Origin of the sequence: Acinetobacter sp. F9, from assembly GCF_019195275.1 — a bacterium.
Taxonomy (GTDB): domain Bacteria; phylum Pseudomonadota; class Gammaproteobacteria; order Pseudomonadales; family Moraxellaceae; genus Acinetobacter; species Acinetobacter pseudolwoffii.
The window spans coordinates 2,579,115-2,606,015 of record NZ_CP078068.1; the positions used below are offsets into that span (position 1 = coordinate 2,579,115).

Consider the following 26,901-nt stretch of genomic DNA (forward strand, 5'->3'; position numbering starts at 1 on the left):
AAAATAGAGCCAATTAGGCTCTATTTTATTTGTTAATGTAACAGTCTCGAAATATGTGTCAAAAATCTCACATCAACTGTCATTTAACGGTTTAATCTTCTAATTACCAGCTTAACGCACCACCAGTTTGGTAATCTGTTACACGCGTCTCGAAGAAATTCTTCTCTTTACGCAAGTCCATCATCTCTGACATCCACTGGAACGGGTTATTCACACCAGCGAACTGTTCAGGCAAGCCTAACTGCGCCAGACGACGGTTGGCAATGAACTTCAGGTATTCTTCCATCATACCAGCATTCATGCCAAGTACACCGCGTGGCATAGTGTCACGTGCGTATTCGATTTCCAGCATCGTACCTTCAAGAATCATCTGGATGATTTCTTCCTGGAATTCAGTCGTCCATAGCCCCGGATTTTCGATCTTGATCTGGTTGATCATATCGATACCGAAGTTCAGGTGCATTGACTCATCACGCAGGATGTACTGGAACTGCTCAGCAACACCATTCATCTTGTTACGACGGCCCATCGACAGGATCTGGCTGAAACCGCAGTAGAAGAAGATACCTTCAAGTACACAGTAGAATGCGATCAGGTTGCGAAGCAGGATCTGGTCATTTTCAGGTGTGCCGGTTTTGAAAGTAGGATCACTTAAAGACTGGGTGTATTTCAGGCCCCATGCTGCTTTACGTGCCACTGACGGAACTTCGCGGTACATGTTGAAGACTTCGCCTTCATCCATACCTAAAGATTCGATACAGTACTGGTAAGCGTGTGTGTGAATCGCTTCTTCAAACGCCTGACGCAAGATGTACTGACGGCATTCAGGGTTGGTAATGTGACGATAAATCGCCAGTACCAGATTGTTTGCAACCAGTGAATCGGCAGTCGAGAAGAAACCAAGTGAACGCATCACGATGGTACGTTCATCTTCAGTCAAGCCATTTTCAGACTTCCACAGCGCAATGTCGTGGTTCATGTTGACTTCTTGCGGCATCCAGTGGTTTGCACATCCGTCCAGATACTTCTGCCAAGCCCATTCGTATTTAAACGGTACAAGCTGATTCAAGTCAGCACGACAGTTGATCATCGCCTTGTCGTCAACCTGTACACGCTGTGCACCCATTTCAAGCTCTTCTAAGCCTGGAGCTACATCAAGTTGTTCTAGGGAAGCAGATGCTCTTGCCAGCGAATCGGTTGGATTTGATCCTCGGTTTTGAGTGGCTCTAAGGGGTTGTGCAGCTGCCACATCCGGCGATGCGTTGCCTGCATCAGATACCATCTGTGAATTAGTCGCTTTTTGCGGCTCGACGGGCGCAGGCTGCTGTTCAGGTGCAGCCGGTTTTTGCGAATCATCTTCGAAATCGTCCCAACTTAGGATAGACATGGGATTCTCCTTAAGTATAAAAAGGTGAACCCCATTTGAAATAGAGACAAGATTATAAACCTGTCTCTGTTTCAAAACCATTTCATATATTAATGAAATGGGCGGGGGTTCCTATTCCTTTAAAATGTTTAACAAATTTTGGTCAATTGGAAAAACAGCTAGTCTGTCTCTCTGATCGACACAATGCCTAAAATCTTTCATGATTTCATCACTCGATTTTGTTGTATGTAGCAACCAAATCGATTTCTGTAATCTTTCATGCTCATATTGTCCAAGAGCTTGATAAATCTTGGAATAGTTTGAGCGTGGTTTATTGTGTAGATCGTAACTTAAACACATGTAGTGCATTGAAAACTCCTTTAACTTTGGATAAGTAAGACTGTAAATTGCATTGCATTTTTAAAGCTCCTAAAAACAATGTTTTAGATTAAAAATGAGAATTAACAGTTGACTCAAAACTCAAAGTGAACGAAGATTTCGTTACTTTCTTTGCTGAAAGTTATCAGTCAACCGTGTTCTCGGTTATCTGAGATTGATGGAGGGGATACTGCAATATCCCCAACATTTTTCTCAAATCTTTTCTAAATTTCTAATTACTTTTTATCTTTCGTAATCTTCAATCTAGATTTGATTTTGTATTGCTACATAATCAAAAGAAGTAATTCGTCTAAAGAAAACTACTTATTTTGTTTACGCTGCTGGCGAACTTTGAGCCAGAAATAAGCAATTGGTAAATAAAAAGTAATGCCAAAGGAAATCAGCAATGCCGCAAGTCCTAACATGTAGTTGTGGGTCATATGGGGCATTGAGGTTTCCTTATTTGTATTAAATTCTAAATCCTCCCCAAACCCCTCCTTTAATAAAGGAGGGGTTTCCATCCACCTATTTTGATTTCTGGAAGTCCCCCTTTGTAAAAGGGGGATTTAGGGGGATTCTAGAAACTCGTCAATTACTGACAAGCCTCACAATCAGGGTTGTCAATTGAACATGCCATTGGCACTGGTGCTGCTTGCGCAAAACCATCTTCCTCTGCAGGAACTTCAGGTTTTTTCGCTTCAACCACCGGAGCGGCTGCTGCAACAGGTGCTGCAGTTGCAGTCGCTTTAACCGCGTTCAATGCGCCAGTGTTAATTGTAGATTTCTCAGCAGAAGTCGCACCCAATGCACGAAGGTAATACGTCGTTTTAAGACCACGTAACCAAGCCATCTTGTAAGTGATGTCCAGTTTTTTACCATTTGCACCAGCGATGTAAAGGTTCAGAGACTGAGCCTGATCGATCCATTTTTGACGGCGTGATGCAGCATCTACGATCCAACGTGTATCTACTTCAAACGCAGTCGCGAAGATGGCTTTAAGCTCTTCAGGAATACGGGAAATCTTCTGTACAGAACCTTCGAAATGTTTCAGGTCGTTGACCATCACTGCATCCCAAAGACCACGTTCTTTCAACGCACGTACCAGGTACGGGTTAATCACGGTGAACTCGCCAGACAGGTTCGATTTCACATACAAGTTCTGGAAAGTAGGCTCAATCGATTGAGACACGCCACAAATGTTAGAAATCGTTGCAGTTGGCGCAATCGCCATCACGTTTGAGTTACGCATACCGTCTTTTTGAACTTTGGCACGTAAAGTGTCCCAATCCAAACGTTGAGTGCGGTCAACTTCGAACATACGTTCAGGACGTGTTTTTGCAACCAGATCCAGTGAGTCGATTGGTAAAATACCCTGATCCCACAATGAACCTTTAAATGTCTCATAGGTACCACGTTCAACAGCCAAATCACTTGAAGTTGAAATCGCGTAGTACGAAATCACTTCCATTGATTCATCAGCAAACTCAACCGCCGCGTCAGAACCATAGGCCAGATTCATTTCGTATAAAGCATCCTGGAAGCCCATGATACCCATACCGACTGGACGATGTTTCAGGTTTGAATTACGTGCTTGTGGAACAGCGTAGTAGTTGATGTCAATCACGTTGTCGAGCATACGCACAGCAGTTTTTACTGTACGTGCCAGTTTTTCGCGATCCAGTACACCGCCTTGCACGTGTTGAACCAGGTTGATCGAACCTAAGTTACACACCGCGATTTCTTCTTTGCTGGTGTTCAACGTAATTTCGGTACACAGGTTAGAAGAGTGCACTACACCTACGTGTTGCTGTGGTGAACGTAAGTTACATACGTCTTTGAATGTGATCCACGGGTGACCAGTTTCAAACAACATCGACAGCATTTTGCGCCACAAATCTTTTGCACGGATTTTCTTGTGCAGCATGTTTGTTTCTTTGGCAATACCTTCGTAGTAAGCATAACGCTCAGCGAATTCTGCACCGGTCAAATCATGTAGATCTGGGGTTTCAGAAGGTGTGAACAATGTCCATTCCGCATCTTCGAATACACGTTGCATGAACAGGTCAGGAACCCAGTTCGCTGTGTTCATGTCGTGGGTACGACGACGGTCATCACCAGTGTTTTTACGAAGTTCCAGGAATTCTTCAATGTCCAGGTGCCAGGTTTCAAGATATGCACAAACTGCACCTTTACGCTTGCCACCTTGGTTGACCGCAACAGCCGTATCGTTCGCGACTTTAAGGAATGGAACTACACCTTGCGACTTACCATTGGTGCCTTTGATGTAAGAGTTTAAAGCACGCACTGGTGTCCAGTCGTTACCCAAACCGCCTGCCCATTTAGACAGCATGGCGTTATCACGCATTGCGCCATAAATATCATACAGGTCATCATCAATGGTGGTTAAGTAGCAGCTCGACAATTGTGGACGAAGCGTACCTGAGTTAAACAGGGTAGGCGTCGATGCCATATAGTCGAAGCTAGACAACAAGTTATAGAACTCGATGGCACGTTCTTCACGGTTTTCTTCATTGAGCGACAAGCCCATAGAAACACGCATAAAGAACAATTGCGGCAATTCGAAACGTACGCCATCGGAATGGATGAAGTAGCGGTCAAATAAAGTCTGTAGACCTAGGTAGGTAAACTGGTTTGAGCGTTCTGGTTGAATCGCCGCTGCCAGTTTCGCCAGATCAAAGTTAAGCAGTTCTGGTGAAATAAGCTCAAGCTCAATCCCTTTTTTCAGGAAAGTTTCAAGTGCTTCACCTTCATGCGTATCCGTAGGCAGACCCAGGAATTTCAAACCAGTCGCCACCAGATCATCACGCAACAAACGTGCGGTCACATAGGTGTAGTTCGGCTCTTGCTCGATCCGGGTACGGGTCGCCATCATCATAGTGGTGGAGATGTCAGACTCTTTTACACCGTTGTACAGGTTTTTCACGGTCTCATCGACAATGGCTTGTACATCAATTCCTTCAAGGCCTTCTGCTGCTTTAGTAACATGCGCAGTTAAAGCACTTAAATCAAGTGGCTTAAGTTGGCCTTCAGCATCGGTAATTTGCAGGGTCGGATGATGGTGTGCACCTAACTGTTTACGTGCTTCAGAACGTTGTTCACGGTAAATGACATAAGAGCGTGCAACTTTCTGTTCGCCCGTACGCATTAGCGCAAGTTCAACTTGGTCTTGAATTTCTTCGATATGAATCGTTCCGCCAGAAGGTAAACGACGTTTAAAGGTATTCAGTACCATTTCCGTCAGTTGCTCGATACGATCATGGATTCGGCTCGAGTCAGCGCTTTGCTGGCCTTCAACCGCCAAAAACGCTTTACCAATTGCGACAGAAATTTTTTCTGCATCAAAAGCGGCAACATCACCGGTGCGTTTAATCACCTGAAGTTGACCAGGAGTTGAAGTGATTACGCTCATGTTAGCATAGCTCCATTGTCATCTATTTTTATGTTTATGGACCGTTTGAACTGGGCAAGTTTCATGCACAGTGTTTGAGGAATAAACACAAGACCTAGTGGTTTTAAAATTAATTGAACACAAGATACGGGAAAATTTAGGGTAGATCAATATTGACATTTAGCTAAATATTTTTCTTAAGTTTTGCTTTAATCCTTGTAAAAATATCGCTATTTTTATTGATTTTTGTATAAGCCTTATCAGGCAAGGCATAGCATAACAAAGTCCCGGGAAAGTGCTTATAGATAACATTGTGGATAACTAAAAAGTGCTGAATCAAGCAGTCATATTTTGTTCATGTAATAGTTGTGTAAATCACAAATCAGATCTAAATCACTGTTTCAAGCATAGTTGCCCAAAAAATGCACGATAAAATATTACAAAATGCTATCTTGATGTATCAGTTTGGTGAACGCTATCTTGTTTACAATGTAAACGTGTGTATATTGCAAGCATATTAAAAACGTATCTATTGGATTTCAAAAGGATACGCCTATAGCGTAGATCCACCAAATAAGGGGCAATACATGAGCCAAGAAGAAAAGTTACCCAAGATTTTAATTGTTGAAGATGATGAGCGTCTTGCTCGTTTAACGCAGGAATACCTCATTCGTAATGGACTTGAGGTTGGGGTGGAGCCAGATGGTAACCGGGCCATTCGCCGGATTATCGCTGAGCAGCCAGATATGGTGGTGCTGGATGTGATGTTACCAGGAGCGGATGGTTTGACCATTTGTCGTGAAGTGCGCCCGCATTATCATCAACCGATATTGATGTTGACTGCGCGTACTGAGGACATGGATCAGGTCTTGGGTCTGGAAATGGGTGCCGATGACTATGTCGCTAAACCGGTACAACCACGTGTATTGCTGGCACGTATTCGTGCATTACTGCGTCGTACGGACAAGGTGCCTGAAGATGAAGTGGCACAGCGTATCGAATTTGATGATCTGGTCATCGACAATGGTGGTCGTTCAGTCACTTTAAATGGTGATCTGGTTGATTTTACCAGTGCGGAATATGACCTATTGTGGTTGCTTGCATCAAATGCTGGCCGTATTCTTTCCCGCGAAGATATTTTCGAGCGTTTACGTGGCATCGAATATGATGGTCAGGATCGTTCAATCGATGTGCGTATTTCGCGTATCCGTCCAAAAATTGGTGACGATCCAGAGAATCCGAAGCGTATTAAAACCGTGCGTAGTAAAGGTTATCTATTTGTTAAAGAAACTAATGGTATTTAAGCAAATGTACGTTGTTGCTTGAACGAGCGGGATAAACTATAGGTGTTTAAACACAGTATATTTTTGCGTATATACGCAGGACTCGTCATCCTTGTCGTGTTGGTGGCTGTGTTCGGCTATCTGTTGGTACAGATTATCAACTATCAGCGTGCGCAAGAATATCGTGAGTCTCTGACTGATGGTATGGCCTATATCATCAGTGAGGGGGTCGCGCGCCAGCCAAATCTTCAGCAAAAGATGGATTGGGTTTCCGATGCTTCTGATTTGCTGGAATTGCCAATTCACTATGTAGAAGCCAGCAAGGTGGATATCACCCGTGCTGAAGGTCGCCGTATTGCAGATCGTAAAGCCGTGGTGCGCTGGGATGCCAAAACCGGCATTGCCTATATTGTGGTGGGGCTGCGCGATGACCCGAATCATTACCTGTATATAAAGGCCGACAGTATCACCGAGCGCCAGATGAAGGCGCTGCCGGTCTTTATTCTGGATTATCTGGTCTATTATCCGGGTCAGGAAAAAGAATATCTGTCCGCTATTCAGGATCATTTTTCTTATCCGGTATCGATTGAAAACGTACAGAGCTTACCTTTAGATTCCGAGCAGATCGGGCGCTTGCGTCTTGATCACAGTATCATTTTGTATCGGGATAGTGCCTCAATCCGTGGCACTACCATTTCAATTATTTCGCCAATTCCAGGTTCGACCTCACAAGTCTTGGTGATGGGGCCGGTGCCATTGTTTAACTGGATGCCATTCCAGTTGGCCACCGGTATTACTTTATTGAGCCTGTTTGTGCTGAGTCTGGGGGTGTATGGTTTGCTGGTGCCGATGCAGCGCAAGTTGCGTGAAGTCAGCTATGCCTTAAACAAAATGAAAACCGGTAATATGTCATTGCGTCTTCCTGTAGAAGGAAGTGACGAAATGGCAACGCTGGCCTCTAGCTTTAATAATATGTCTGATCATATTCAGCGCCTGATTGAAGCCCAGCGTGAACTGATGCGTGCGGTGTCGCATGAACTGCGTACACCAGTAGCACGGATTCGTTTTGGTGTGGAAATGATGGCAGATGAAGATGATTACGATTATCGTCTGCAACAGGTCGAACAGATTGATAAAGATATTGAGGCGCTGAATACCCTGATTGACGAGATCATGACCTATGCCAAGCTAGAACAGGGCATGCCTTCGATCGAGTTTGAAAAGGTCAATCTGTTTGAAGTGCTGAATCAGGTAGCTCTGGAAACTGAAGCATTAAAAACCCAGAAAATCATTGAGCTACATTCAATGCCTGATGTGGTGGTTGAGGCAGAACGCCGTTATCTGCATCGCGTAATTCAGAATCTGGTCGGCAATGCGGTGCGTTATTGCGACAATAAGGTGCTGATCAGTGGTGGTCTGGATCAGGATGGTCAGGCCTATGTCTCTGTTGAAGATGATGGCCCCGGAATTCCGGAAGTGGATCGTGCCCGGGTCTTTGAAGCCTTTGCCCGGCTGGATGACAGCCGCACCCGTGCTTCGGGTGGTTATGGTTTGGGTTTATCCATTGTCAGCCGGATTGCGTACTGGTTTGGTGGCAAGATTCACGTGGATCAAAGTCCGAGCTTGGGTGGTGCGCGCTTTATCATGAGCTGGCCTGCACAGCGTTATGTAAAGAAGAGCAAGCGCAAGTTGGCAGAAAAGACTGAGGAAATCAGTGATCATTCAGCTTGATGTTATATAAATGCTTTTGAGTTATAAAAAAACGATGCCTGAGCATCGTTTTTTTTATTGGGGAAGAATTTTATTCCTGAATGGTGGCATCCGGCTCAATCAATGGTTTGCCTTCTTTTAGGCCATGCAGGGCTTCAGGATTGAAGTCGATCATTAGCTTGGTATTTTTTCCATCAATGCTATAGCGCTGGATCAGCCTCTGATCACCAGATAAAGTTTCGACTTTGTATTCATCGGCAATATTCATGATGCCATCCAGATTAATGCTGGAAGAGGCATGATCCTCTTGAAACAGTGCATGAATATCGCGCAAGTCAAAAGCGACCTGACTCATATTGGGGTGTTTCTGAACATAATCTTGGATATGTCGCACCAGTAACTGGGCAAATAAAAAATAATTCGGCTTATGCGAGAAGCGTAGAGACATGCAAGGACTCCTTATTGTTACTTTATTAATGTCATTATGTGGCTTAGAAATACAAATAACATATTCTGAATCAGTCTGTTGGGTGTGTTGCAAAAAGATACAATTGCTTGCCTTGAGTGAGGCTGGGCTTAAAGTGCTTTAATCCAAGTTAAAATGTGAAAATCATGTTAAATATCAAATTAAATCAAAAGCTTTATCCGCTGAAAGTTATGGATAGAATAAGTTTTTGTCTGATTTTTCTTTGCTTTGGCCGTGAAAGGGGCTATATCTAAGCCAGAGGCCAAGCAAGAATGATCTGAAATGGATTTATTTTTCAGGAATGCTGTTTATAGAAAAATTAATAGAAAATTAAAACTTAATCCAATAAAACGATTAAATCGGATGTTGAGAGATCAAACGCAAATTAAATGCTGAAATGCCTAAAAAATCATCCCAAAGACTAAGGCTTATAAACTAGCAAGTGAAATCCAAAATCAGGTACAATTGGCGGGATTAATTTTGTGTTTGGTGTATTTGAAGGCCAATACATACATTCTTTGTTAACAAATAGGCCTGCCAGGAGTTATCCCCGCATGAGTGCTATTACTCCATACGAATGGGCAATTATTGCCTTCGTGATCGGCGTTACATTTTTATGCGTCTTTATGCTGACCGTCCCATTACTCCTCGGGGGTAAATCATGGGGCCGTGCCAAGCAGGAGCAGTTTGAGTCAGGTGTTGTTGGTGCAGGTGGGGCTCGTATCCGCTTGTCTGCAAAGTTCTATTTAGTTGCAATTTTCTTCGTGGTGTTTGATTTAGAAGCACTTTATCTATATGCATGGGCGGTTTCTGTTCGTGAAGTAGGTTGGATTGGTTTTGCAACTGCAGCTATCTTTATTTTAGTTTTACTTGTTGGTTTGGTTTACGAATTATCCACAGGCGCACTCAACTGGGCACCTTCAGACAAACGTAAAGCCGCAGGAATTAAAGCTAAGATTGGTTCGCCAAATATGGATCTAGCAGAAATTACGCGCTTTAACTCAATTGAAGAATTGGTAATCGACCCTACAGGTCAAATCCCAGCTCAATCCTCTGGTCGTGTGAAAAGCTCACCGGCTAAATCATCTGATAAGGAGTAAGACGGGATGAAATATACATTAACCCGTGCGAATCCGGATGCTGATCAATATCCACTTCAAGAGCGTATCCTTGTAGAAGATCCGTTACTTGAAGAAGAAGTGAATAAGAATGTATTCATGACTCGTTTAGAGGATGTGGTACATACAGCAGTCAACTGGGGTCGTAAAAACTCAGTTTGGCCGTTTAACTTTGGTACATCATGCTGCTATGTAGAGTATGCGACGACCTTAACCGGTGTGCATGACTTGTCACGTTTTGGTGCCGAGGTGATTCGTGCTTCACCGCGTCAGGCGGATTTAATGATTGTGGCGGGTACCTGCTTTGTGAAAATGGCGCCTGTCATTCAACGTTTGTATGAACAGATGCTTGAACCGAAATGGGTCATTTCAATGGGGGCATGTGCCAACTCAGGTGGGATGTACGACATTTATTCAGTGGTACAAGGTGTGGATAAAATCATCCCGGTCGATGTTTATGTTCCCGGCTGCCCACCACGTCCTGAAGCTTTGATTCAGGCATTAATGCTGTTGCAAGACCAGATTCAACTCGAGCGTCGTCCGCTTTCTGCGGTGATCGGTGATGATCTTAAGCCAGTGTATAAGCCAAAGATGATGCCGGAACGTGACCGTAAGAAAGATCAGCGTGTTGCTGTGAAGAACTTGCGCTCTATGGATGAAATTAAATAATTTAAACGACTGGTCTTTTTTGCTGCACCCGCTATGGGTGTAATTGTCGTTTAGGTTGACTGAATTTGTATTAAATAGGAAGCCAAGCCAATGGCTGAAACTGACATTGCTATGCCAGAATCAACACCAGTTGATTCACGCCCAGCATTTGCCATCATTGAAGAACTCAAAACCAAATTTGGTGAGAACTTCTATGTGCAAACGACTTTCGAGGATTTCCCGACAGTCTGGGTTGAGCGCGCACGTGTACAAGAAGTTTTAATGTTCTTGCGTACAGTATCACGTCCTTACGTGATGTTGTTCGACTTGTCTGCGGTAGATGAGCGTCTGCGTACGCACCGCGACGGTTTACCTGCGTCTGACTTCACAGTGTTCTACCACTTGTTGTCGCTCGAGCGTAATACTGACATTCGTATTAAGGTTGCCTTAGCTGAAAGTGATCTGAATCTTCCGACGGCAACCAACATCTGGCCAAATGCCAACTGGTACGAACGTGAAGCTTACGATATGTTTGGGATCAATTTCGAAGGGCATCCAATGCTCCGTCGTATCTTGTTGCCAACCTATTGGGAAGGTCATCCGCTACGTAAAGAATATTCTGCACGTGCGACTGAATATACCCCGTATTTGCAAGACAAGGCCAAGCAGGACTACGAACAGGAACATCTGCGTTTCGTGCCTGAAGATTGGGGTATGAAGCGCGGTAATGCCGATGAAGACTTCATGTTCCTGAACTTGGGGCCTAACCATCCATCTGCGCACGGTGCATTCCGTGTGATTTTGCAGCTGGACGGCGAAGAAGTGAAAGACTGTGTGCCTGATATCGGTTATCACCACCGTGGTGTGGAAAAGATGGCTGAACGTCAAACCTGGCATTCATTCATTCCGTATACAGACCGTGTCGATTACTTGGGTGGTTGTGCACAAAACATGCCTTATGTGATGGGCGTGGAGCAAATGGCGGGCATTACTGTACCGGACCGTGCGCAATGTATCCGTGTGATGATGTCGGAATTGTTCCGTATCAATAACCACTTGTTGTTTATTGGTACTGCAATTCAGGATGCCGGCGGTATGACCCCAGTATTCTATATGTTCGCTGACCGTCAAAAGATTTATGACGCGATTGAAGCGATCACGGGTTACCGTATGCACCCAGCTTGGTTCCGTATTGGCGGTACTGCGCACGACCTTCCAAACAACTGGCAGCACCTCATTCGCGAAATCCTCGACTGGATGCCGAAGCGTATGAATGAATACTACACAGCTGCATTACGCAACTCTGTATTCATGGGTCGTACCCAAGGTGTAGCGCAATATGACGCTAAATCTGCATTGGCTTGGGGTGTAACCGGTACTGGTCTTCGTGCAACAGGTATTGACTTTGATGTTCGTAAATATCGTCCATACAGTGGCTACGAAAATTACGACTTCGAGGTTCCTTTAGAGTACGAAGGCGATGCTTATGCACGTGTCATGGTTCACTTCCGTGAAATCGAAGAATCACTGAAAATCGTCAAGCAATGTCTAGACAACATGCCGTCTGGTGCCTACAAAGCAGACCATCCACTGGCTGTTCCACCACCAAAAGACAAGACATTACAAGATATTGAAACCTTGATTACGCACTTCTTAAGCGTATCTTGGGGTCCTGTAATGCCGGCAGGTGAAGCATCTGTGATGGCGGAAGTGGTGAAAGGTGCGTCGAACTACTACTTGACTTCAGACAAGTCAACCATGAGTTACCGTACCCGTATTCGTACACCAACCTTCACGCATTTACAGCAAATGCCTTCTGTGATTAACGGCAGCCTCATGTCTGACTTAATCATTTATTTAGCGACCATTGACGTCGTAATGGCTGACGTGGATCGCTAAGGGGTAAACGCATTATGATGATTTTGACTGATAAAAAGCCACGTGTGAACGTTGAAGGAATTTTGACTGCGGACGAAATTCACGATATCGAACATCACATGGGGCACTATCCATACCCACGTGCGGCGTGTCTGGACGCGCTAAAGTGTGTACAACGCCGTAATGGCTGGGTAGATGATGCGCAAATGAATGCCATCGCGCAAATGCTGAGCATGAGCGTTGCAGATCTGGAAGGTGTGGCAACCTTCTATAACCGTATTTACCGTCAGCCGGTCGGTCGTCACGTAATTTTGTTATGTGATTCGATCGCGTGCTTCTTGATGGGTGCGGAAACTTTGGCAGAAGCATTCCAGCGCGAATTAGGCATTCAGTTTGGTCAAACGACTGCAGATGGTCGTTTTACCTTGCTGCCAATTTGCTGCCTGGGCAACTGTGACAAAGGTCCAACCTTAATGATTGATGAAGACACGCACGGTCTGGTTGAAGTGACTTCGGTGAAACAGCTGTTGGAGAAGTATGTATGAATACTGAACCAAAACCAATTTATGGCGACGGTAACCCGGAAACGCATCCACTCACATGGCGTTTAAGCAAACAAGCGAACGTACGTAATGCAGATGATTACGAAGCGCTCGAAGGTTATGCAGGCTTTAAAAAAGCCCTGTCGATGTCGCCTAAAGATGTATTGGACGTGGTGAAGGCAGCGACTGTTAAAGGTCGTGGTGGTGCAGGCTTCCCGGCAGGCATCAAATGGTCACTAATGGCGCCAAATGACAATTCAGGTCCACGTTACCTGATTTGTAATGCCGATGAGATGGAACCAGGTACCTTCAAAGACCGTTTGTTGATGGAGGATCTTCCACATCAACTGATCGAAGGGATGCTGATTGCGGGTTATACACTTGAAGCAACCCACGGTTATATCTTTATCCGTGGCGAGTACATCGAAGCGGCTCAGTACTTAAATGAAGCGCTTGAGCAAGTTCGTGCCAAAGGTTACTTAGGGGATAACATCCTGGGTACCGGCTGGAACTTCGAGTTACACGTGCATACCGGTGCAGGTCGTTATATCTGTGGTGAAGAAACTGCATTGATTAACTCGCTTGAAGGCCGTCGTGCCAACCCGCGTACCAAACCGCCATTCCCGCAAGTTGCAGGTGCTTGGGGTCGTCCTACGATTGTCAACAACGTAGAGACCTACAACAACTTACCCGCCATCATGCTGCGTGGCCCTGAATGGTATATCGGCTTGTCTGCGGGCAAATCGAAAGATCCAGGTACCAAAATCTATGGTGCATCAGGTAAAGTGAAATTCCCGGGTCTATGGGAATTGCCTTTTGGTACGACTGCGCGTGAAGTGATTGAAGATCACGCGGGTGGTATGCGCGATGGCTTAACGCTGAAAGCATGGTTACCGGGTGGTGCATCAACGGACTTCCTGGCGGCCGAGCATATCGATCTTCCGATGGATGCGGAAAGCATCATGAAAGCCGGTTCTCGTTTGGGAACATGTCTGCTCATGGTGGTTGATGAAACCCAATGTATGGTTTCAGCAACACGTAACCTAGAAGAATTCTTTGCACGCGAATCATGTGGTTTCTGTACCCCTTGCCGTGATGGCTTGCCTTGGGCAGTGAAAGCGTTAAAAGCGCTGGAAAATGGCACAGGTAAACAGGAAGATATCGATCACTTACAAGAGTTAACGCGTAAGCTTTGGATCGGTAAAACTTTCTGTGCCCACGCACCGGGTGCAATGGAACCGCTCATGGGCGCACTCAAACATTTCCGTGGCGAATTTGAAGCGAAGGTGGTGAATGCCGCTGCTCAAGTTAGCTCCGTAGAACAAGCTTAAGGAATTCGACTATGGCTACAATTCATGTCGATGGCAAATCGTATGAAGTCAACGGCTCGGAAAACTTGCTACAAGCATGTTTGAGTCTTGGCATTGATATCCCATACTTTTGTTGGCATCCGTCCTTAGGTTCTGTCGGTTCTTGCCGTCAATGTGCCGTGACTCAATACGCGAATCCGGAAGATACCCGTGGTCGTTTGGTCATGTCATGTATGACGCCTGCATCTGACAATACCTACATCTCGATTGAAGACAAAGAAGCAAAAGATTTCCGTGCTTCGATTGTTGAATTCTTGATGACCAACCACCCGCACGACTGTCCGGTTTGTGAAGAGGGTGGTCACTGTCATTTACAAGATATGACCGTAATGACGCAGCATGACCGTCGTCGCTACCGTTTCACCAAACGTACCCATTACAACCAAGAGCTTGGCTCATTCATTTCTCACGAAATGAACCGTTGTATCGCCTGTTACCGTTGTGTGCGTTATTACAAAGACTATGCAGGTGGTACGGACTTCGGCGTGTATGCCAACGCATCACGTGTGTATTTCGGTCGTCCGGAATCAGGCACTTTAGAATCTGAATTCTCGGGTAACCTGACTGAAGTTTGTCCAACAGGTGTATTTACCGATAAAACTCATTCGGCACGTTATAACCGTAAATGGGACATGCAGTATGCGCCAAGCGTATGCCAAGGCTGTTCTTCAGGTTGTAACATCTCTCCGGGTGAGCGTTATGGTGAACTTCGCCGTGTCGAAAACCGTTTCAATGGTGAAGTTAACCAATACTTCCTATGCGATAAAGGCCGTTTCGGTACAGGTTATGTGAACCGCGAAGACCGTCCGCGTCAGCCACAATTCCGTAAAGGTGCGACTGTAGAAACTGTTTCAGTAGATGCAGCACTTGATACGGTCATTGCAAATATCCAGGACAAAAAAGTTTTGGGGATTGGTTCACCGCGTGCATCACTTGAATCAAACTTCGCGCTGCGTGAGTTGGTGGGTCAAGAGAACTTCTCAACAGGTTTATCTCAAAAAGAGCAAAATCTGGTTGAACTTGCAGCTTCAATCATGCAAACCGAGGGTGTTTACAACCCGAATATGCGTGAAATTGAAAGCTATGATGCAGTTTTGATCTTAGGTGAAGACTTAACCCAAACTGCGCCTCGTATGGCTTTATCTGTTCGCCAAGCTGCGAAAAATAAAGGCAAAGAGATGGCAGCGGAACGTCGTACCCAGGAATGGTTGGCTGAGCCGGTGCAACGTATTGCTCAAGATGCGAAATCTCCGATTTACATCCTGGCTGCGACACAAACCCGTCTGTCTGATGTTGCCGAAGGCGAAGTGGTTGCTTCTCCAAACGACATTGCACGTTTAGGTTTTGCTGTTGCTGCGGGCGTGAAGGGCGAAGCAATTCTCGGTTTAGATGACGATGCGAAAGCATTTGCACAAACGATTGCCGACACCTTAAAAGCTGCGAAAAAACCATTGATCATCTCGGGTACCAGCTTACAAGATGCATCAATCATGGAAGCTGCTGCACAAGTTGCACAAAATCTGGGTAATGCAGGCTTGACCTTGACAGTTCCTGAAGTGAACTCGATGGGTATGGCAATCTTCGGTGGTCAAAGCTTAGAGCAAGCCTTTGCACAAGATTATGATGCAGTGATCGTGGTTGAAAACGATCTGTATCGTCGTCTACCTGCTGCACAAGTGGATGCTGCACTGGCAGGCAAAGACCTGATCGTACTGGATCACTCTGAAACTGAAACAGTGAAAAAAGCCGACATCGTGCTTTCTGCTGCAAGCTTTGCTGAAGGTGATGGTACGGTGGTATCGCAAGAAGGCCGTGCACAACGTTTCTACCAAGTGTATGACCCGAGCTACTACAATCCTGAATTGGCAATCAAAGAATCTTGGCGCTGGTTACACGCTTTGGAAACAGGCGTGAAAGGCAAAGCGATTTCTTGGACGTTGCTGGATGATGTGATCGAGTCAGTTGCGAAAAACGTACCTGCACTTGAAGGCATTCTGGATGTTGCGCCTGATGCGGGCTTCCGTGTCCATGGTCTTAAAGTAGCACGTGAACCACGTCGTTACTCAGGTCGTACTTCGATGCGCGCGCCATTGTCTGTCCATGAGCCAAAACAGCCAGTGGACAAAGACTCTGCATTAACCTTCTCGATGGAAGGTTATGTCGGAACTCAAACACCTTCAGCACTGGTACCATTTGCATGGTCTGCCGGCTGGAACTCGCCGCAAGCCTGGAACAAATTCCAGGACAATGTCGGCGGTCATTTGAAAGGTGGTGATTCAGGCGTTCGTTTATTCGACCGTTTGGCAAAACTTCCGGCACGTACCTTTGTTGCACCGGCACCTGTTTTGGTTAATGCTGAAAGCTTCCGCCTAGTTCCAATGCACCATATCTTTGGTTCAGGTGAATTCACCGTAAAAACACCGGCAATGGAAACACGTATTCCTGAAGCGGTATTTGCGGTCGGTGAACAGGATGCAGCCCGCTTGAATGTTCAAGATGGTCAAACAATGACAGTAAAAGCAGGCGAGACCTCTATTGTTCTGCCTGTACAAGTCATTGAATACTTACCGACAGGTTATATTGGCTACCCAATCGGTCTTGCACCGACGGTATCTCTGGCAGAGCCTGTTTCAGTCGCGGTTGGAGTGTAATTCATGGAACAAGAATTAATCCGTCAAACGCCGTTGTGGGCTGAAAACTGGCCAATCGCCTATTCAGTCATTCAAGCGATCGTGATCTTACTGGTTGTGGTATTGATCGCTGCGTTGATGTCTTTTATTGAACGCCGTTTACTCGGCTTGTGGCAAGACCGTTACGGTCCGAACCGTGTCGGTCCGGGCGGTATGTTCCAGATTGTTGCCGACATGCTGAAAATCATGTTCAAGGAAGACTGGACACCAAAATTTGCTGACAAACTGACTTTTCGTATGGCGCCAGCAGTTGCGATGGCAACTGCTGTGCTGTCGTTCATGGTTATTCCTGTTTCACCTTATCTAGGTGTGGCAGACATGAGCATCGGCCTGTTGTTCTTTATGGCAATGGCAGGTATTGCAGTCTATGCAGTACTGTTCGGTGGCTGGTCATCCAACAACAAATACGCCTTACTCGGTGGTTTACGTTCTGCGGCTCAGACCATTTCTTATGAAGTGTTCCTGGGGATCTCGCTGATGGGTGTGGTGGCAATTGCCGGCTCATTCAACATGCGTGAAATCGTTGAAGCACAACGTGATGTCTGGTTCGTGGTGCCTCAGTTCCTTGGCTTCCTGATCTTCGTGGTTGCGGGTGTTGCGGTGACGCATCGTCATCCATTTGACCAACCAGAAGCAGAACAAGAACTGGCTGAAGGTTACCATGTCGAATACGGCGGCATGAAGTGGGGGATGTTCTTCGTTGCGGAATACGTCAACGTAGTACTGATCTCTGCTTTAATCGTGACGTTATTCTTCGGTGGCTGGCTCGCGCCATTCAACCTTGAAATTCCGTTCCTTCCAGCAGCATTCTGGTTCATTATCAAAACAGCATTCTTTGTAATGATGTTCGTGTTGGCACGTGGTTCATTAATGCGTCCACGTTATGATCAGGTAATGAACTTTGGTTGGAAAATTTGCTTGCCATTAGCTCTAGTCAACCTGTTGGTGACTGGTGCCGTGATCTTGTGGTAAGGGCAGGGAGAACAAAATGTTTAAATTTCTAGCTGGATTTGGATCGATTGTTCGTTCGCTTTGGATGGTGTTTAGCCATGTAACGCGTAAACGTGACACGATTTTATATCCAGAAGTGCCGGCCGAAGAAATCGTGCCACCACGTTTCCGTGGTCGTATTGTATTAACGCGTGACCCTGATGGCGAAGAGCGTTGTGTCGCATGTAACCTGTGTGCGGTTGCCTGTCCGGTAGGCTGTATCTCATTACAAAAAGCAGAACGTGAAGATGGTCGCTGGTATCCGGAGTTTTTCCGTATCAACTTCTCACGTTGTATTTTCTGCGGTATGTGTGAAGAAGCCTGTCCAACCACAGCCATTCAAATGACCCCGGATTTCGAACTCGGTGAATATGTTCGTCAAGACCTGGTCTATGAAAAAGAACACTTGCTGATTTCAGGTCCTGGTAAATATCCTGACTATAACTTCTACCGTGTCACCGGTATGGCAGTTGCAGGCAAGGACAAAGGTCAAGCACAGCGTGAAAGTGCACCTGTTGATGTACGGAGTCTATTACCATGATGTGGCCATTTTATTTAATGGCCCTTGTGGCCATTGTCTCTACGGTTCGCGTGGTGACTAACGCGAATCCGGTACATGCTTTATTAAGCCTGATTGTATCCTTGCTTGCTGTTGCAGGCATGTTCATGATCGTTGGTGCGCCGTTCGCGGCTGCCCTCGAAATTATTGTCTATGCTGGCGCGATCATGGTGTTGTTCGTGTTCGTGGTGATGATGCTGAATCTGGGTGAACAAACCGTTGAACAAGAACGTAAATGGTTAACTTCATCGGCGTGGGCTTATCCGGCGCTGATGAGCTTCCTGATCGGTCTGGTACTGGTATGGGTATTAAACTCTGATTACGCACAGCCTTCACTGGTAATGGGTGTGGAAATGGTGGGCCCGAAAGCCGTGGGTCAAGCACTCTTTACGCAATACTTGTTGTTGGTTGAAGTTGCCGCGATGTTATTGCTTGCTGCATTAGTAGCTGCATTCCATTTGGGTAAACGTGAGCCAGATGCAGAAGAGGAAAAAGAATAATGGGCAACATCCCTTTAGAGCATGGTTTGATCGTTGCATCTATTCTCTTTGCACTGGGTTTTTACGGTGTAATGGTGCGACGCAACCTACTATTTATTTTAATGAGCCTTGAAATCATGATGAACGCTGCTGCTTTGGCGTTCGTCCTGGCGGGCAGTGCATGGGCACAGCCAGATGGTCAGATCATGTTCATCCTGATCCTGACGCTTGCTGCGGCAGAGGCTTGTATTGGTCTTGCGATCGTCCTTCAGTTCTATCATCGCTTCCATCACCTGGATGTGGATGCTGCTAGTGAGATGCGCGGATGAGTTATTTATATCTAACAATTTTATTTCCGCTCATTGGTTTTGTCCTGTTAGCGGCGGGGCGCAACAAGCTTCCTGAAAATGTTGCAGCGATAATTGGTGTCGGTGCTGTTGGTTTATCGGCACTGTTTGCACTGATTGCAGGTCTGGACTTTGTTAACAATGGTAAAGAACTCTATGTTCAGCACCTGTGGACCTGGTTCAATGTCGGTGGTTTTGCACCGGGCATCAGCTTGCAGCTCGACGGTTTGTCTTTACTAATGCTGGGCATGGTGACAGGTGTGGGTTTCTTAATTCACATCTTTGCTTCATGGTACATGCGCGGTGAAGAAGACTTTGCACGTTTCTTCTCTTACTTCAACCTGTTCGTTGCAAGCATGTTGCTTCTCGTGCTTGGCGATAACTTGGCGTTATTGTTCTTAGGTTGGGAAGGTGTAGGTCTGTGTTCATACCTGCTGATTGGTTATTACTACCAGAACCCTGCAAATGGTCTGGCGGCAATCAAGGCGTTTACTGTTACCCGTATCGGTGACGTATTCCTGCTGATTGCCATGTTCCTGATCTTCCAGCAATTCGGTACTTTGAACATTCAGTACATCGTTGAAAATGCAGCGACTGTAATGACGCAAAGTTCTTCGCTGACCATCTGGACAGCATTGTTATTGTTCTTGGGTGCGGCAGGTAAATCTGCACAGATCCCATTACAAACATGGTTGGCCGATGCAATGGCAGGTCCAACACCTGTTTCTGCATTGATCCATGCTGCAACCATGGTAACGGCGGGTGTTTACCTGTGCTGCCGTCTGTTTGCAGTCTTTGAACTTGCGCCAGAAGTGATGGTGTTTATTTCGATCACAGGTGCGGTGACCTTGCTTGTGGCTGGTTTTGCTGCATTGGTTCAGACCGACATCAAACGTATTCTGGCTTACTCAACCATGAGTCAGCTCGGTTATATGTTTATGGCAGTAGGTGCTGAAGCATACCAGGCGGGTTTATTCCACATGCTGACTCACGCATTCTTCAAGGCACTCTTGTTCTTGTCGTCTGGTGCGGTGATTTTGGCTTACCATCACGAACAAAACATCTTCAAGATGGGCGGTTTGTTCTACAAGAACAAATTCCTGTTTGCATGTTTCGCGATTGGTGGCGGTGCCTTGGCAGCGATTCCATTCCTGACCATTGGTTTCTTCTCAAAAGACGCAATTCTTGCTGCAGTCTGGACGCAAAGTCATATTGCTGGTTTACCAGTGTATAACACGCTGTACTGGGTCGGTGTTGCAGGTGCTTTCTTAACCTCGATTTATACATTCCGTCTAATCTGGGTGGTATTCTTCGGCAAAGAAAACACGCCTTATCATGAAATCAAAGGTGCAACTTACTGGGCGCCACTGGCGATTCTTGCTGTCCTTTCGACAGGTCTGGCAATCGTACTGAAAGCACCCGTGATGAGCATTCTAGATGCAGCCCAAATTCCAGCCTTCATTATTCCTGAAGCGCTTGAAGCAGGTGCACATGGTGCTGAATACATCGCCATTGCTGTTGCATTGACGGGTCTTGTGGTCGGTGTGGTGCTGTTCGCTTTTGCTTACAATGCAGTCAAACGTTTTGCTGCCACTTCTGTGGGTGCGGGTCTGGTCAATATCTGCCGTAATGCATTAGGTTTCGACAAGCTTTATGACCTGATTTTCGTCAAGCCATATTTGCTGTTCGCTAAACTGTTCGGTCGTGATCCAATTGATGGCTTATGGCTGGTACTTCCTGCACTGGTCAAAAGTGGTCACAGCTTTACAAGTTCACGTCAAACCGGTTCACTGCGTGAATATGCATCTAGTATGGGGCTCGGTGTCGTTGTCCTACTGATGATCTTGATCGTGATTCAGGTCGTGGGGAAATAAAATGGAAGCTCCAAACAATATTATTTTGCCGGCTCTGATCCTCATTCCGTTCATTGCAGGTTTCATATGCTGGTTGGTCGATAAACTCGACCAACACTTGCCGCGTTATATCGCGCTAATCGGTATGCTGGTGACTTTGGTTTTGACCATCGTCCTTTGGCAGACTGGTACCTATAACTATGAATTAGGCGCTGCGACACCTTCGTGGGCTGCCGAATTCAAACTGCCTTGGATTCAGACCCTTGGCATTAACATTCACTTAGCCGTGGATGGTTTATCACTTCTTATGGTTGGTTTGACTGCACTCCTGGGTGTGCTGGCAGTCGGCTGTTCATGGGGTGAGATTCAAAAGAACGTTGGTTTCTTCCACTTGAACCTTTTATGGTCTTTGGGTGGTGTGATCGGTGTATTCCTGGCGATTGACCTGTTCCTGTTCTTCTTCTTCTGGGAGATGATGCTGGTACCGATCTACTTCCTGATTGCCCTTTGGGGTCATAAAGGAGCAGAAGGCAAGTCACGTGTTTATGCAGCTAACAAGTTCTTCATTTACACGCAGGTTGCCGGTTTGGTGATGCTGATTGGTATCCTGGGTCTGGTGACTGTGGGCTATACCATGACTGGCGAAATTCGTTTCGACTACAACTATTTATTAGGTGTGGCGAATACGCTTGATGCTCAGGCTCCAGCGGTGGCTTATGCATTCATGATCTGTTTATTCATCGGTTTTGCGGTAAAACTTCCAGTTTTCCCATTACACGGCTGGTTACCAGATGCGCATGCGCAAGCACCAACAGCGGGTTCTGTCGATCTTGCAGGTATCTTGATTAAGACTGCTGCGTACGGTTTATTACGTTTCGTGATTCCGTTCTTCCCGGCAGCGTCTGCACAGTTTGCAGACTTCGCAATCATTCTGGGTTTAATCGGTATCTTCTACGGTGCTTGGTGTGCTTTCCAGCAAACCGACATGAAACGCTTGTTGGCTTATACCTCTATTTCACACATGGGCTTCGTTTTACTTGCGATCTACGCAGGTAACATCCTGACTTTCCAAGGTCTGATGATCATGATGTTGGCACATGGTATTTCATCTGCTGCACTGTTCATTATGTGTGGTCAGGTATATGAGCGTGTGCATACGCGTGATATGCGTTTGATGGGCGGTATGCGTGGTCAGTTCCCGTATCTTGCATTCTTCCTGATGTTCTTCGTTGCGGCGTTGGTGGGTATTCCAGGTCTAGGTAACTTCATTGGTGAGTTCCTGATCCTGATGGGTGCTTATGCGAAATTCCCGGCGTTTACCATTCTTGCAGCAATCAGTTTGGTATTTGCGGGTCTGTACGGTCTGATCCTGATTCACAAAGCCTTGTTTGGTGTACCAAATGAAGCGCAACAGCAGCACTATACAAATCCGTTAAAAGATCTAAATGCACGTGAAATCGCATTATTGTTGATCTGTGCGTTTGGTCTACTTTGGCTTGGTCTATATCCACAAAGCTTCCTTGACGTTTCTAACTCAAGCATGGCGTGGTTAGCGAATAGCTACATTCCAGTTCAAGAAGTGGTTGAAGTTGCTGATCAAGTAACGACTCAACTTGAAAATGTGGAGATCCAATAAGCCATGAACTTCACAATGTCTTTTTCTGAGCTTATGCCTCTAGCACCTGTGATGATCGTGTCGTTAACTGCGATCGTCGTGATGTTGCTGACCGCAATCAAGCGTAACCATAACCTGGTGGCTACCACCACGGTGATTGGTTTAAACCTTGCTGCGTTCTATATCATTTTCGTTTTGTTGGCGGGCGTATTTGCACCTGCCAACGTGATGAATCTGTTCATCGTAGATCCATTTACGATGCTGTACCAGTTTGTGATTTTGATTGCTGCACTTGCATGTGCAACCCTATCTCACGCGTATATCGAAACCTATAAAGATAACCGTGAAGAGCTGTATATCCTGATGCTGACATCCGTTGCGGGTGCCATGCTGATGGTGGCAAGCTCACACTACGCATCATTCTTTATCAGCCTTGAGTTGATGTCGATTCCTGTATACGGCCTGTTGGCATACACACATCAGCGCTCTCAATCGCTTGAAGCGGGTGTAAAGTACCTGGTTCTTTCAGCAACGGCATCTGCCATGCTACTGATGGGTATGGCCTATATTTATGCCTATACCGGTACTTTAAGTTTCGTTACAGAACCGGGCAAACTGTTTACTGTATTCAGTCAACCGGCTGTGGTGATTGGTCTGGCGTTAATCGTATTTGCTGTGGCATTTAAATTATCGCTGGCACCATTCCACAAATGGACACCAGATGTTTACGCAGGTGCACCAGCACCAATCGCGACTTTCCTTGCGACTGTGGCAAAAGTGGCGATGATTGGTCTGTTTGTTCGTTATGTTTTGTCTTCAGGTTTAATCCTGGCAGACAGCTTCGTAACGATCATTTCGATTATTGCAGTATTGTCGATTCTTGCAGGTAACTTGCTGGCTGTTCGCCAAGTGAACCTGAAACGTATTCTGGCATACTCTTCAATTGCGCACTTTGGTTATTTGCTGGTTGCCATCGTCAGTTCACGTAATACCGATTTCTTACAGGTTCAAGGTTTTGCGACTTTTGAAAGTGTAAACGTGTATGTGATTACTTATGTATTAACCACGATTGGTGCTTTCGGTGTTGTGACGCTGATGTCGAGTCCGTATAACAATACGGATGAAGCGGGTAGTCTGGCTGAATACCGTGGTCTGTTCTGGCGTCGTCCAGTCCTGACTGCTGTATTAACCGTAATGATGCTGTCTCTTGCTGGTATTCCTTTAACTGCCGGCTTTATCGGTAAGTTCCTGGTGATTAAAACTGCAGTTGCAGGCGAGGCTTGGTTCCTGACTGCAATGGTGATCCTGGGTTCAGGTATTGGTTTGTACTACTACCTGCGCGTGATGGTCGTGCTGTACATGACACCACCTGAAACACCACGTCTAGATGCGGTGAATCATTGGGGGCAAAAAGTCGGTGGTATCATGGTATTACTTGCTGCACTTGCGGTACTTGTAATTGGTGTTTATCCAGATCCAGTGATTGCGATTTCTAAATATGCGTTCTTCGCAATATCACCTGAATTACAGCAATTCATTTTCACTTTGGTTCAAAGTGGTTTTAACTAATATCTGTGAAGATTGACGTTATTACAAAAAAGCCTCCATGATTGGGGGCTTTTTTATTTATACAAATCAATAAAAGCCTTTATAATAGCGGAAATTTATCTTTAACCTTTTAGGTGTTCTCCTGTGGCAATCCATGAAATCCGTCATCCGCTCATCCGACATAAGCTCGGTTTACTCCGTCGTGCAGATATCAGTACCAAAAACTTCCGCGAGTTAGCTCAAGAAGTGACCATGCTTCTGACGTATGAAGCGACTAAAGACCTGCCAATGGTTGAACATGATATTGATGGCTGGAATGGTGCTGTTACAGTTGACCGTATTGCCGGTAAAAAAATCACGGTTGTGCCGATTCTACGTGCCGGTATTGGCATGCTGGATGGTTTCTTAAACCTGATTCCAAGTGCAAAAGTATCTGTACTCGGTTTAGAGCGTGATGAAGAAACCCTGGAAGCCCGTACTTATTATAAAAAACTGGTTCCAGACGTACAAAACCGTATCGCGATGATCATTGATCCGATGTTGGCGACAGGTTCTTCTCTTGTAGCTGCAATTGATGTACTCAAAGCCAGTGGCTGTAAAGACATTCGTGTTATGGTTCTGGTTGCCGCACCGGAAGGTATTAAGCGTGTAGAGGCTGCACATCCTGATGTGATCATGTTCACTGCATCAATCGACAGCGGTTTAAATGAAAATAGTTATATCGTTCCGGGTCTTGGTGATGCTGGCGATAAAATCTTTGGTTCAGTTCAGAAAGACTAATTTTTGAACAGGACGAAAAAAGGGGCTACTACAGCCTCTTTTTTATATAATGTAGATCGGGCATTTTCAGCATAGGACAACAGCATGAAAGATGAATTATATCAGGGCAAAATCAAACAGTACGACCCTGCAAAAGGTTTTGGTTTTATTGGTTCAGCTGAGGGAGATGTGTTCTTCCATATTTCAGACTTTCCTGCGGCAGAAGGCGAGCCAAAGCGCAATGAACGTGTGAAATTTAATGTGGTAGAAAATGGCGATAAGTATAAAGCCATTAAGATTGAACGTGTTGAGGATACTTCAAAGAAAGCTAAAAAATCTAAGGTCGCTGCACATAACCAGTCAATTACTTCCGCATTACTATCAAATCTCAAGCGTTAATTAACCGTGAATTTGACTAAATGAAGAGGCGTTTTCGCCTCTTTTTTATCTAAAAATTCATGAACTATAGTCTTACCTCAGGTTTTGTAACTTAAAGCTTATACTTCGTTACGCAAACAATAAAACGTCTACCAAAGCGCTACAATCATCTCTATTCCTTCTCACTTAAAATACTATCTGTTGATTTATAGGGATAAATGTCATGTTTAGGAATGGAAAAATTAAAACTTATGATTCCGAACGTGGTACAGGCAGCATTGAGTTAGCAGATGACGCTCAAGAACTAAGTTTTAGGCTACAGGATTTACCTTCACCTGAAATTGATCCTCAAATTGGAGAACTGCTTAAATTTAGAATGATTCCTCATCAGGAAACCATAATATTGGACAATATGGTACGTCTAGATGTCAAAGTACAGGACGAGTTTGTAGCGGAAGTTGTGGCATTACCATCTTTGGCACCCACAATATCTGTTCCGTTAAAGCGTTCAATTCTTTTTAGCCCAACGCTATGGTTGGCACTGGTATCCGCAGTTGGTTTTATAATTTTGGGTGAAGTATAAATTTAAACCAGAAATTTTTAACTTTCTATTTTTAACTCGGTATTTCTCTATTCTTCAATTTAAAAAAAGCGCCTATAAGTGGTTTTTTGGTTTTTCTATTAAAGAATTTCATAAAAGCTTTTTGATGTATTTTTTATTACAATTATTAAAAATATCAAAGACAAGAGTGAATTATGTTTCAAGAGGGGAAAATCAAAACCTATCACGAAGCGCGTGGTTTTGGTTTTATTCAAATCGAAGGGGAATCTAAAGACTTATTTTTTCACATTAAAGACTTTCCCAATCAAAATATTCCACTAAAAATTGGGGAAAAATTAAAGTTTTTAATGGTTGAAGATAATGGAAAGTTTAAGGCAGACCATATTATCCGGCTGGATATTAAATCAAAATTGGCTATTAAGCAGAATAATGATTTATATGAAGATCCTGAAGCACATGTTTCTCCACGTTATGAAAAGACAAAATTATCAACTCGATCCAAACTAATCACAATATCGGGACTAATTATTATTGCGATTCTTGTTGGGCTTGTTTATAACAAATACCAAAGCTACCAAGTTCAAAAACAGCAGAAGCTTGAACAACTGATGGTAGAGCAGCAACGAATTGTAGTTGAGCAGCGAGCGGCACAAGGTGATTTAGCTATGGAGGGATTATCTGAGCAGGGTAGGCAGAATCTAGAAAATCGTGGTGCTGAGTTACCAAGCCAAAGTTACTCTATTAATCCGAAAACTTCAGAGACGGCTTCGCAATCTATATCTCAATTCAAATGTGATGGAAGAGAACATTGTAGCCAGATGGGTTCTTACGAAGAGGCTTTATTTTTTATCCGGAACTGTCCAAATACTAAAATGGATGGTGACAGCGATGGCATCCCGTGTGAAAGCCAATTTTAAGATACAATAAAAAGCACCTTAAGGTGCTTTTTGATT

At 45.1% G+C, this 26,901-nt stretch carries 23 protein-coding genes; 19 read left to right on the top strand and 4 right to left on the bottom strand.

All coding sequences use genetic code 11. The features are described 5' to 3' along the window. Nucleotides 1-103: 103 nt before the first annotated feature. The 3 genes from KT990_RS12260 to KT990_RS12275 form a co-directional block, all read right to left on the bottom strand. Nucleotides 104-1,387 carry a ribonucleotide-diphosphate reductase subunit beta gene (locus KT990_RS12260; protein ID WP_004645882.1) on the bottom strand — a complete coding sequence of 428 codons (1,284 nt, stop codon included), beginning with the start codon at nt 1,385-1,387 and terminating at the stop codon, nt 104-106. A 677-nt stretch (nt 1,388-2,064) separates the two neighbouring features. Continuing rightward, nucleotides 2,065-2,193 carry a hypothetical protein gene (locus KT990_RS13690; RefSeq protein ID WP_257225578.1) on the bottom strand — a complete coding sequence of 43 codons (129 nt, stop codon included), beginning with the start codon at nt 2,191-2,193 and terminating at the stop codon, nt 2,065-2,067. A 143-nt stretch (nt 2,194-2,336) separates the two neighbouring features. Next, nucleotides 2,337-5,174: a ribonucleoside-diphosphate reductase subunit alpha gene (locus tag KT990_RS12275; protein ID WP_218208868.1), complete on the bottom strand. Its 2,838-nt coding sequence runs from the start codon at nt 5,172-5,174 to the stop codon at nt 2,337-2,339. Between the two features lie 566 nt (nt 5,175-5,740). Between KT990_RS12275 and bfmR the strand changes: the two genes are divergently transcribed. Beyond that, on the top strand, nt 5,741-6,457 hold the full coding sequence (gene bfmR, locus KT990_RS12280) for a response regulator transcription factor BfmR (RefSeq protein ID WP_005097931.1): 717 nt from the start codon (nt 5,741-5,743) through the stop codon (nt 6,455-6,457). Between the two features lie 42 nt (nt 6,458-6,499). Beyond that, nucleotides 6,500-8,167 carry a sensor histidine kinase BfmS gene (bfmS, locus tag KT990_RS12285; protein ID WP_005097929.1) on the top strand — a complete coding sequence of 556 codons (1,668 nt, stop codon included), beginning with the start codon at nt 6,500-6,502 and terminating at the stop codon, nt 8,165-8,167. Between the two features lie 70 nt (nt 8,168-8,237). Here bfmS and KT990_RS12290 read toward each other — a convergent pair whose 3' ends face one another. Next, entirely contained in the window at nt 8,238-8,594 is a 357-nt protein-coding gene (locus KT990_RS12290) for a hypothetical protein (RefSeq protein WP_005097927.1), read from the bottom strand. A gap of 572 nt (nt 8,595-9,166) precedes the next feature. Here KT990_RS12290 and ndhC point away from each other — a divergent pair. From ndhC to KT990_RS12375, 17 genes are all read left to right on the top strand, one after another. Beyond that, complete coding sequence (ndhC, locus tag KT990_RS12295) at nt 9,167-9,712, top strand: NADH-quinone oxidoreductase subunit A (protein WP_005097926.1); 546 nt, start codon at nt 9,167-9,169, stop codon at nt 9,710-9,712. Nucleotides 9,713-9,718: 6 nt separating this feature from the next. After that, the gene (locus KT990_RS12300; RefSeq protein WP_005097925.1) at nt 9,719-10,399 is read left to right on the top strand and encodes a NuoB/complex I 20 kDa subunit family protein; all 681 of its coding nucleotides are present in this window, start codon (nt 9,719-9,721) and stop codon (nt 10,397-10,399) included. A gap of 90 nt (nt 10,400-10,489) precedes the next feature. Further along, nucleotides 10,490-12,277: an NADH-quinone oxidoreductase subunit C/D gene (gene nuoC / locus KT990_RS12305; protein ID WP_005097924.1), complete on the top strand. Its 1,788-nt coding sequence runs from the start codon at nt 10,490-10,492 to the stop codon at nt 12,275-12,277. Between the two features lie 14 nt (nt 12,278-12,291). After that, nucleotides 12,292-12,801, top strand: coding sequence for an NADH-quinone oxidoreductase subunit NuoE (gene nuoE / locus KT990_RS12310; protein ID WP_004280775.1), 510 nt, complete (start codon nt 12,292-12,294; stop codon nt 12,799-12,801). Beyond that, entirely contained in the window at nt 12,798-14,129 is a 1,332-nt protein-coding gene (gene nuoF / locus KT990_RS12315; protein ID WP_005097923.1) for an NADH-quinone oxidoreductase subunit NuoF, read from the top strand. Before nuoE ends, nuoF begins: the two co-directional genes overlap by 4 nt. Nucleotides 14,130-14,140: 11 nt before the next feature. Continuing rightward, nucleotides 14,141-16,819, top strand: a complete 2,679-nt coding sequence (gene nuoG, locus KT990_RS12320; RefSeq protein WP_005169625.1) for an NADH-quinone oxidoreductase subunit NuoG — start codon at nt 14,141-14,143, stop codon at nt 16,817-16,819. Between the two features lie 3 nt (nt 16,820-16,822). Continuing rightward, nucleotides 16,823-17,830: an NADH-quinone oxidoreductase subunit NuoH gene (gene nuoH / locus KT990_RS12325; protein ID WP_005097920.1), complete on the top strand. Its 1,008-nt coding sequence runs from the start codon at nt 16,823-16,825 to the stop codon at nt 17,828-17,830. A 16-nt stretch (nt 17,831-17,846) separates the two neighbouring features. Next, nucleotides 17,847-18,389, top strand: coding sequence for an NADH-quinone oxidoreductase subunit NuoI (nuoI, locus tag KT990_RS12330; protein ID WP_005097919.1), 543 nt, complete (start codon nt 17,847-17,849; stop codon nt 18,387-18,389). Continuing rightward, nucleotides 18,389-18,907 (top strand): NADH-quinone oxidoreductase subunit J, encoded by a 519-nt coding sequence (nuoJ, locus tag KT990_RS12335; protein WP_171063341.1) that lies wholly within the window; start codon nt 18,389-18,391, stop codon nt 18,905-18,907. The genes nuoI and nuoJ overlap by 1 nt, the downstream gene beginning before the upstream one ends. Next, entirely contained in the window at nt 18,907-19,215 is a 309-nt protein-coding gene (gene nuoK, locus KT990_RS12340) for an NADH-quinone oxidoreductase subunit NuoK (RefSeq protein ID WP_004280769.1), read from the top strand. The genes nuoJ and nuoK overlap by 1 nt, the downstream gene beginning before the upstream one ends. Further along, nucleotides 19,212-21,107 (top strand): NADH-quinone oxidoreductase subunit L, encoded by a 1,896-nt coding sequence (gene nuoL / locus KT990_RS12345; protein WP_005097915.1) that lies wholly within the window; start codon nt 19,212-19,214, stop codon nt 21,105-21,107. Before nuoK ends, nuoL begins: the two co-directional genes overlap by 4 nt. A gap of 1 nt (nt 21,108) precedes the next feature. Then, nucleotides 21,109-22,722: an NADH-quinone oxidoreductase subunit M gene (gene nuoM, locus KT990_RS12350; protein ID WP_218208869.1), complete on the top strand. Its 1,614-nt coding sequence runs from the start codon at nt 21,109-21,111 to the stop codon at nt 22,720-22,722. Nucleotides 22,723-22,725: 3 nt separating this feature from the next. Further along, nucleotides 22,726-24,270: an NADH-quinone oxidoreductase subunit NuoN gene (gene nuoN, locus KT990_RS12355; protein ID WP_218208870.1), complete on the top strand. Its 1,545-nt coding sequence runs from the start codon at nt 22,726-22,728 to the stop codon at nt 24,268-24,270. Nucleotides 24,271-24,393: 123 nt separating this feature from the next. Next, nucleotides 24,394-25,029 carry a uracil phosphoribosyltransferase gene (gene upp, locus KT990_RS12360; protein WP_218208871.1) on the top strand — a complete coding sequence of 212 codons (636 nt, stop codon included), beginning with the start codon at nt 24,394-24,396 and terminating at the stop codon, nt 25,027-25,029. Between the two features lie 84 nt (nt 25,030-25,113). Next, nucleotides 25,114-25,407: a cold shock domain-containing protein gene (locus tag KT990_RS12365; RefSeq protein WP_005097911.1), complete on the top strand. Its 294-nt coding sequence runs from the start codon at nt 25,114-25,116 to the stop codon at nt 25,405-25,407. A gap of 202 nt (nt 25,408-25,609) precedes the next feature. After that, on the top strand, nt 25,610-25,969 hold the full coding sequence (locus KT990_RS12370) for a hypothetical protein (protein WP_005097909.1): 360 nt from the start codon (nt 25,610-25,612) through the stop codon (nt 25,967-25,969). A 173-nt stretch (nt 25,970-26,142) separates the two neighbouring features. After that, nucleotides 26,143-26,865 (top strand): cold shock domain-containing protein, encoded by a 723-nt coding sequence (locus KT990_RS12375; RefSeq protein WP_218208872.1) that lies wholly within the window; start codon nt 26,143-26,145, stop codon nt 26,863-26,865. The last annotated feature ends 36 nt before the right edge of the window (nt 26,866-26,901 follow it).

Bases quoted from the DNA above. Each gene is read 5' to 3' on its own strand.
- nuoN (WP_218208870.1), top strand. From the start codon at position 22,726: ATGAACTTCACAATGTCTTTTTCTGAGCTTATGCCTCTAGCACCTGTG.
- KT990_RS12365 (WP_005097911.1), top strand. From the start codon at position 25,114: ATGAAAGATGAATTATATCAGGGCAAAATCAAACAGTACGACCCTGCA.
- nuoJ (WP_171063341.1), top strand. From the start codon at position 18,389: ATGTGGCCATTTTATTTAATGGCCCTTGTGGCCATTGTCTCTACGGTT.
- KT990_RS13690 (WP_257225578.1), bottom strand. From the start codon at position 2,193: ATGCCCCATATGACCCACAACTACATGTTAGGACTTGCGGCATTGCTG.
- nuoM (WP_218208869.1), top strand. From the start codon at position 21,109: ATGGAAGCTCCAAACAATATTATTTTGCCGGCTCTGATCCTCATTCCG.
- KT990_RS12375 (WP_218208872.1), top strand. From the start codon at position 26,143: ATGTTTCAAGAGGGGAAAATCAAAACCTATCACGAAGCGCGTGGTTTT.
- nuoE (WP_004280775.1), top strand. From the start codon at position 12,292: ATGATGATTTTGACTGATAAAAAGCCACGTGTGAACGTTGAAGGAATT.
- nuoI (WP_005097919.1), top strand. From the start codon at position 17,847: ATGTTTAAATTTCTAGCTGGATTTGGATCGATTGTTCGTTCGCTTTGG.
- nuoG (WP_005169625.1), top strand. From the start codon at position 14,141: ATGGCTACAATTCATGTCGATGGCAAATCGTATGAAGTCAACGGCTCG.
- bfmR (WP_005097931.1), top strand. From the start codon at position 5,741: ATGAGCCAAGAAGAAAAGTTACCCAAGATTTTAATTGTTGAAGATGAT.
- nuoC (WP_005097924.1), top strand. From the start codon at position 10,490: ATGGCTGAAACTGACATTGCTATGCCAGAATCAACACCAGTTGATTCA.
- nuoK (WP_004280769.1), top strand. From the start codon at position 18,907: ATGGGCAACATCCCTTTAGAGCATGGTTTGATCGTTGCATCTATTCTC.
- KT990_RS12260 (WP_004645882.1), bottom strand. From the start codon at position 1,387: ATGTCTATCCTAAGTTGGGACGATTTCGAAGATGATTCGCAAAAACCG.
- KT990_RS12290 (WP_005097927.1), bottom strand. From the start codon at position 8,594: ATGTCTCTACGCTTCTCGCATAAGCCGAATTATTTTTTATTTGCCCAG.
- KT990_RS12275 (WP_218208868.1), bottom strand. From the start codon at position 5,174: ATGAGCGTAATCACTTCAACTCCTGGTCAACTTCAGGTGATTAAACGC.
- nuoL (WP_005097915.1), top strand. From the start codon at position 19,212: ATGAGTTATTTATATCTAACAATTTTATTTCCGCTCATTGGTTTTGTC.
- KT990_RS12370 (WP_005097909.1), top strand. From the start codon at position 25,610: ATGTTTAGGAATGGAAAAATTAAAACTTATGATTCCGAACGTGGTACA.
- KT990_RS12300 (WP_005097925.1), top strand. From the start codon at position 9,719: ATGAAATATACATTAACCCGTGCGAATCCGGATGCTGATCAATATCCA.
- nuoH (WP_005097920.1), top strand. From the start codon at position 16,823: ATGGAACAAGAATTAATCCGTCAAACGCCGTTGTGGGCTGAAAACTGG.
- nuoF (WP_005097923.1), top strand. From the start codon at position 12,798: ATGAATACTGAACCAAAACCAATTTATGGCGACGGTAACCCGGAAACG.
- ndhC (WP_005097926.1), top strand. From the start codon at position 9,167: ATGAGTGCTATTACTCCATACGAATGGGCAATTATTGCCTTCGTGATC.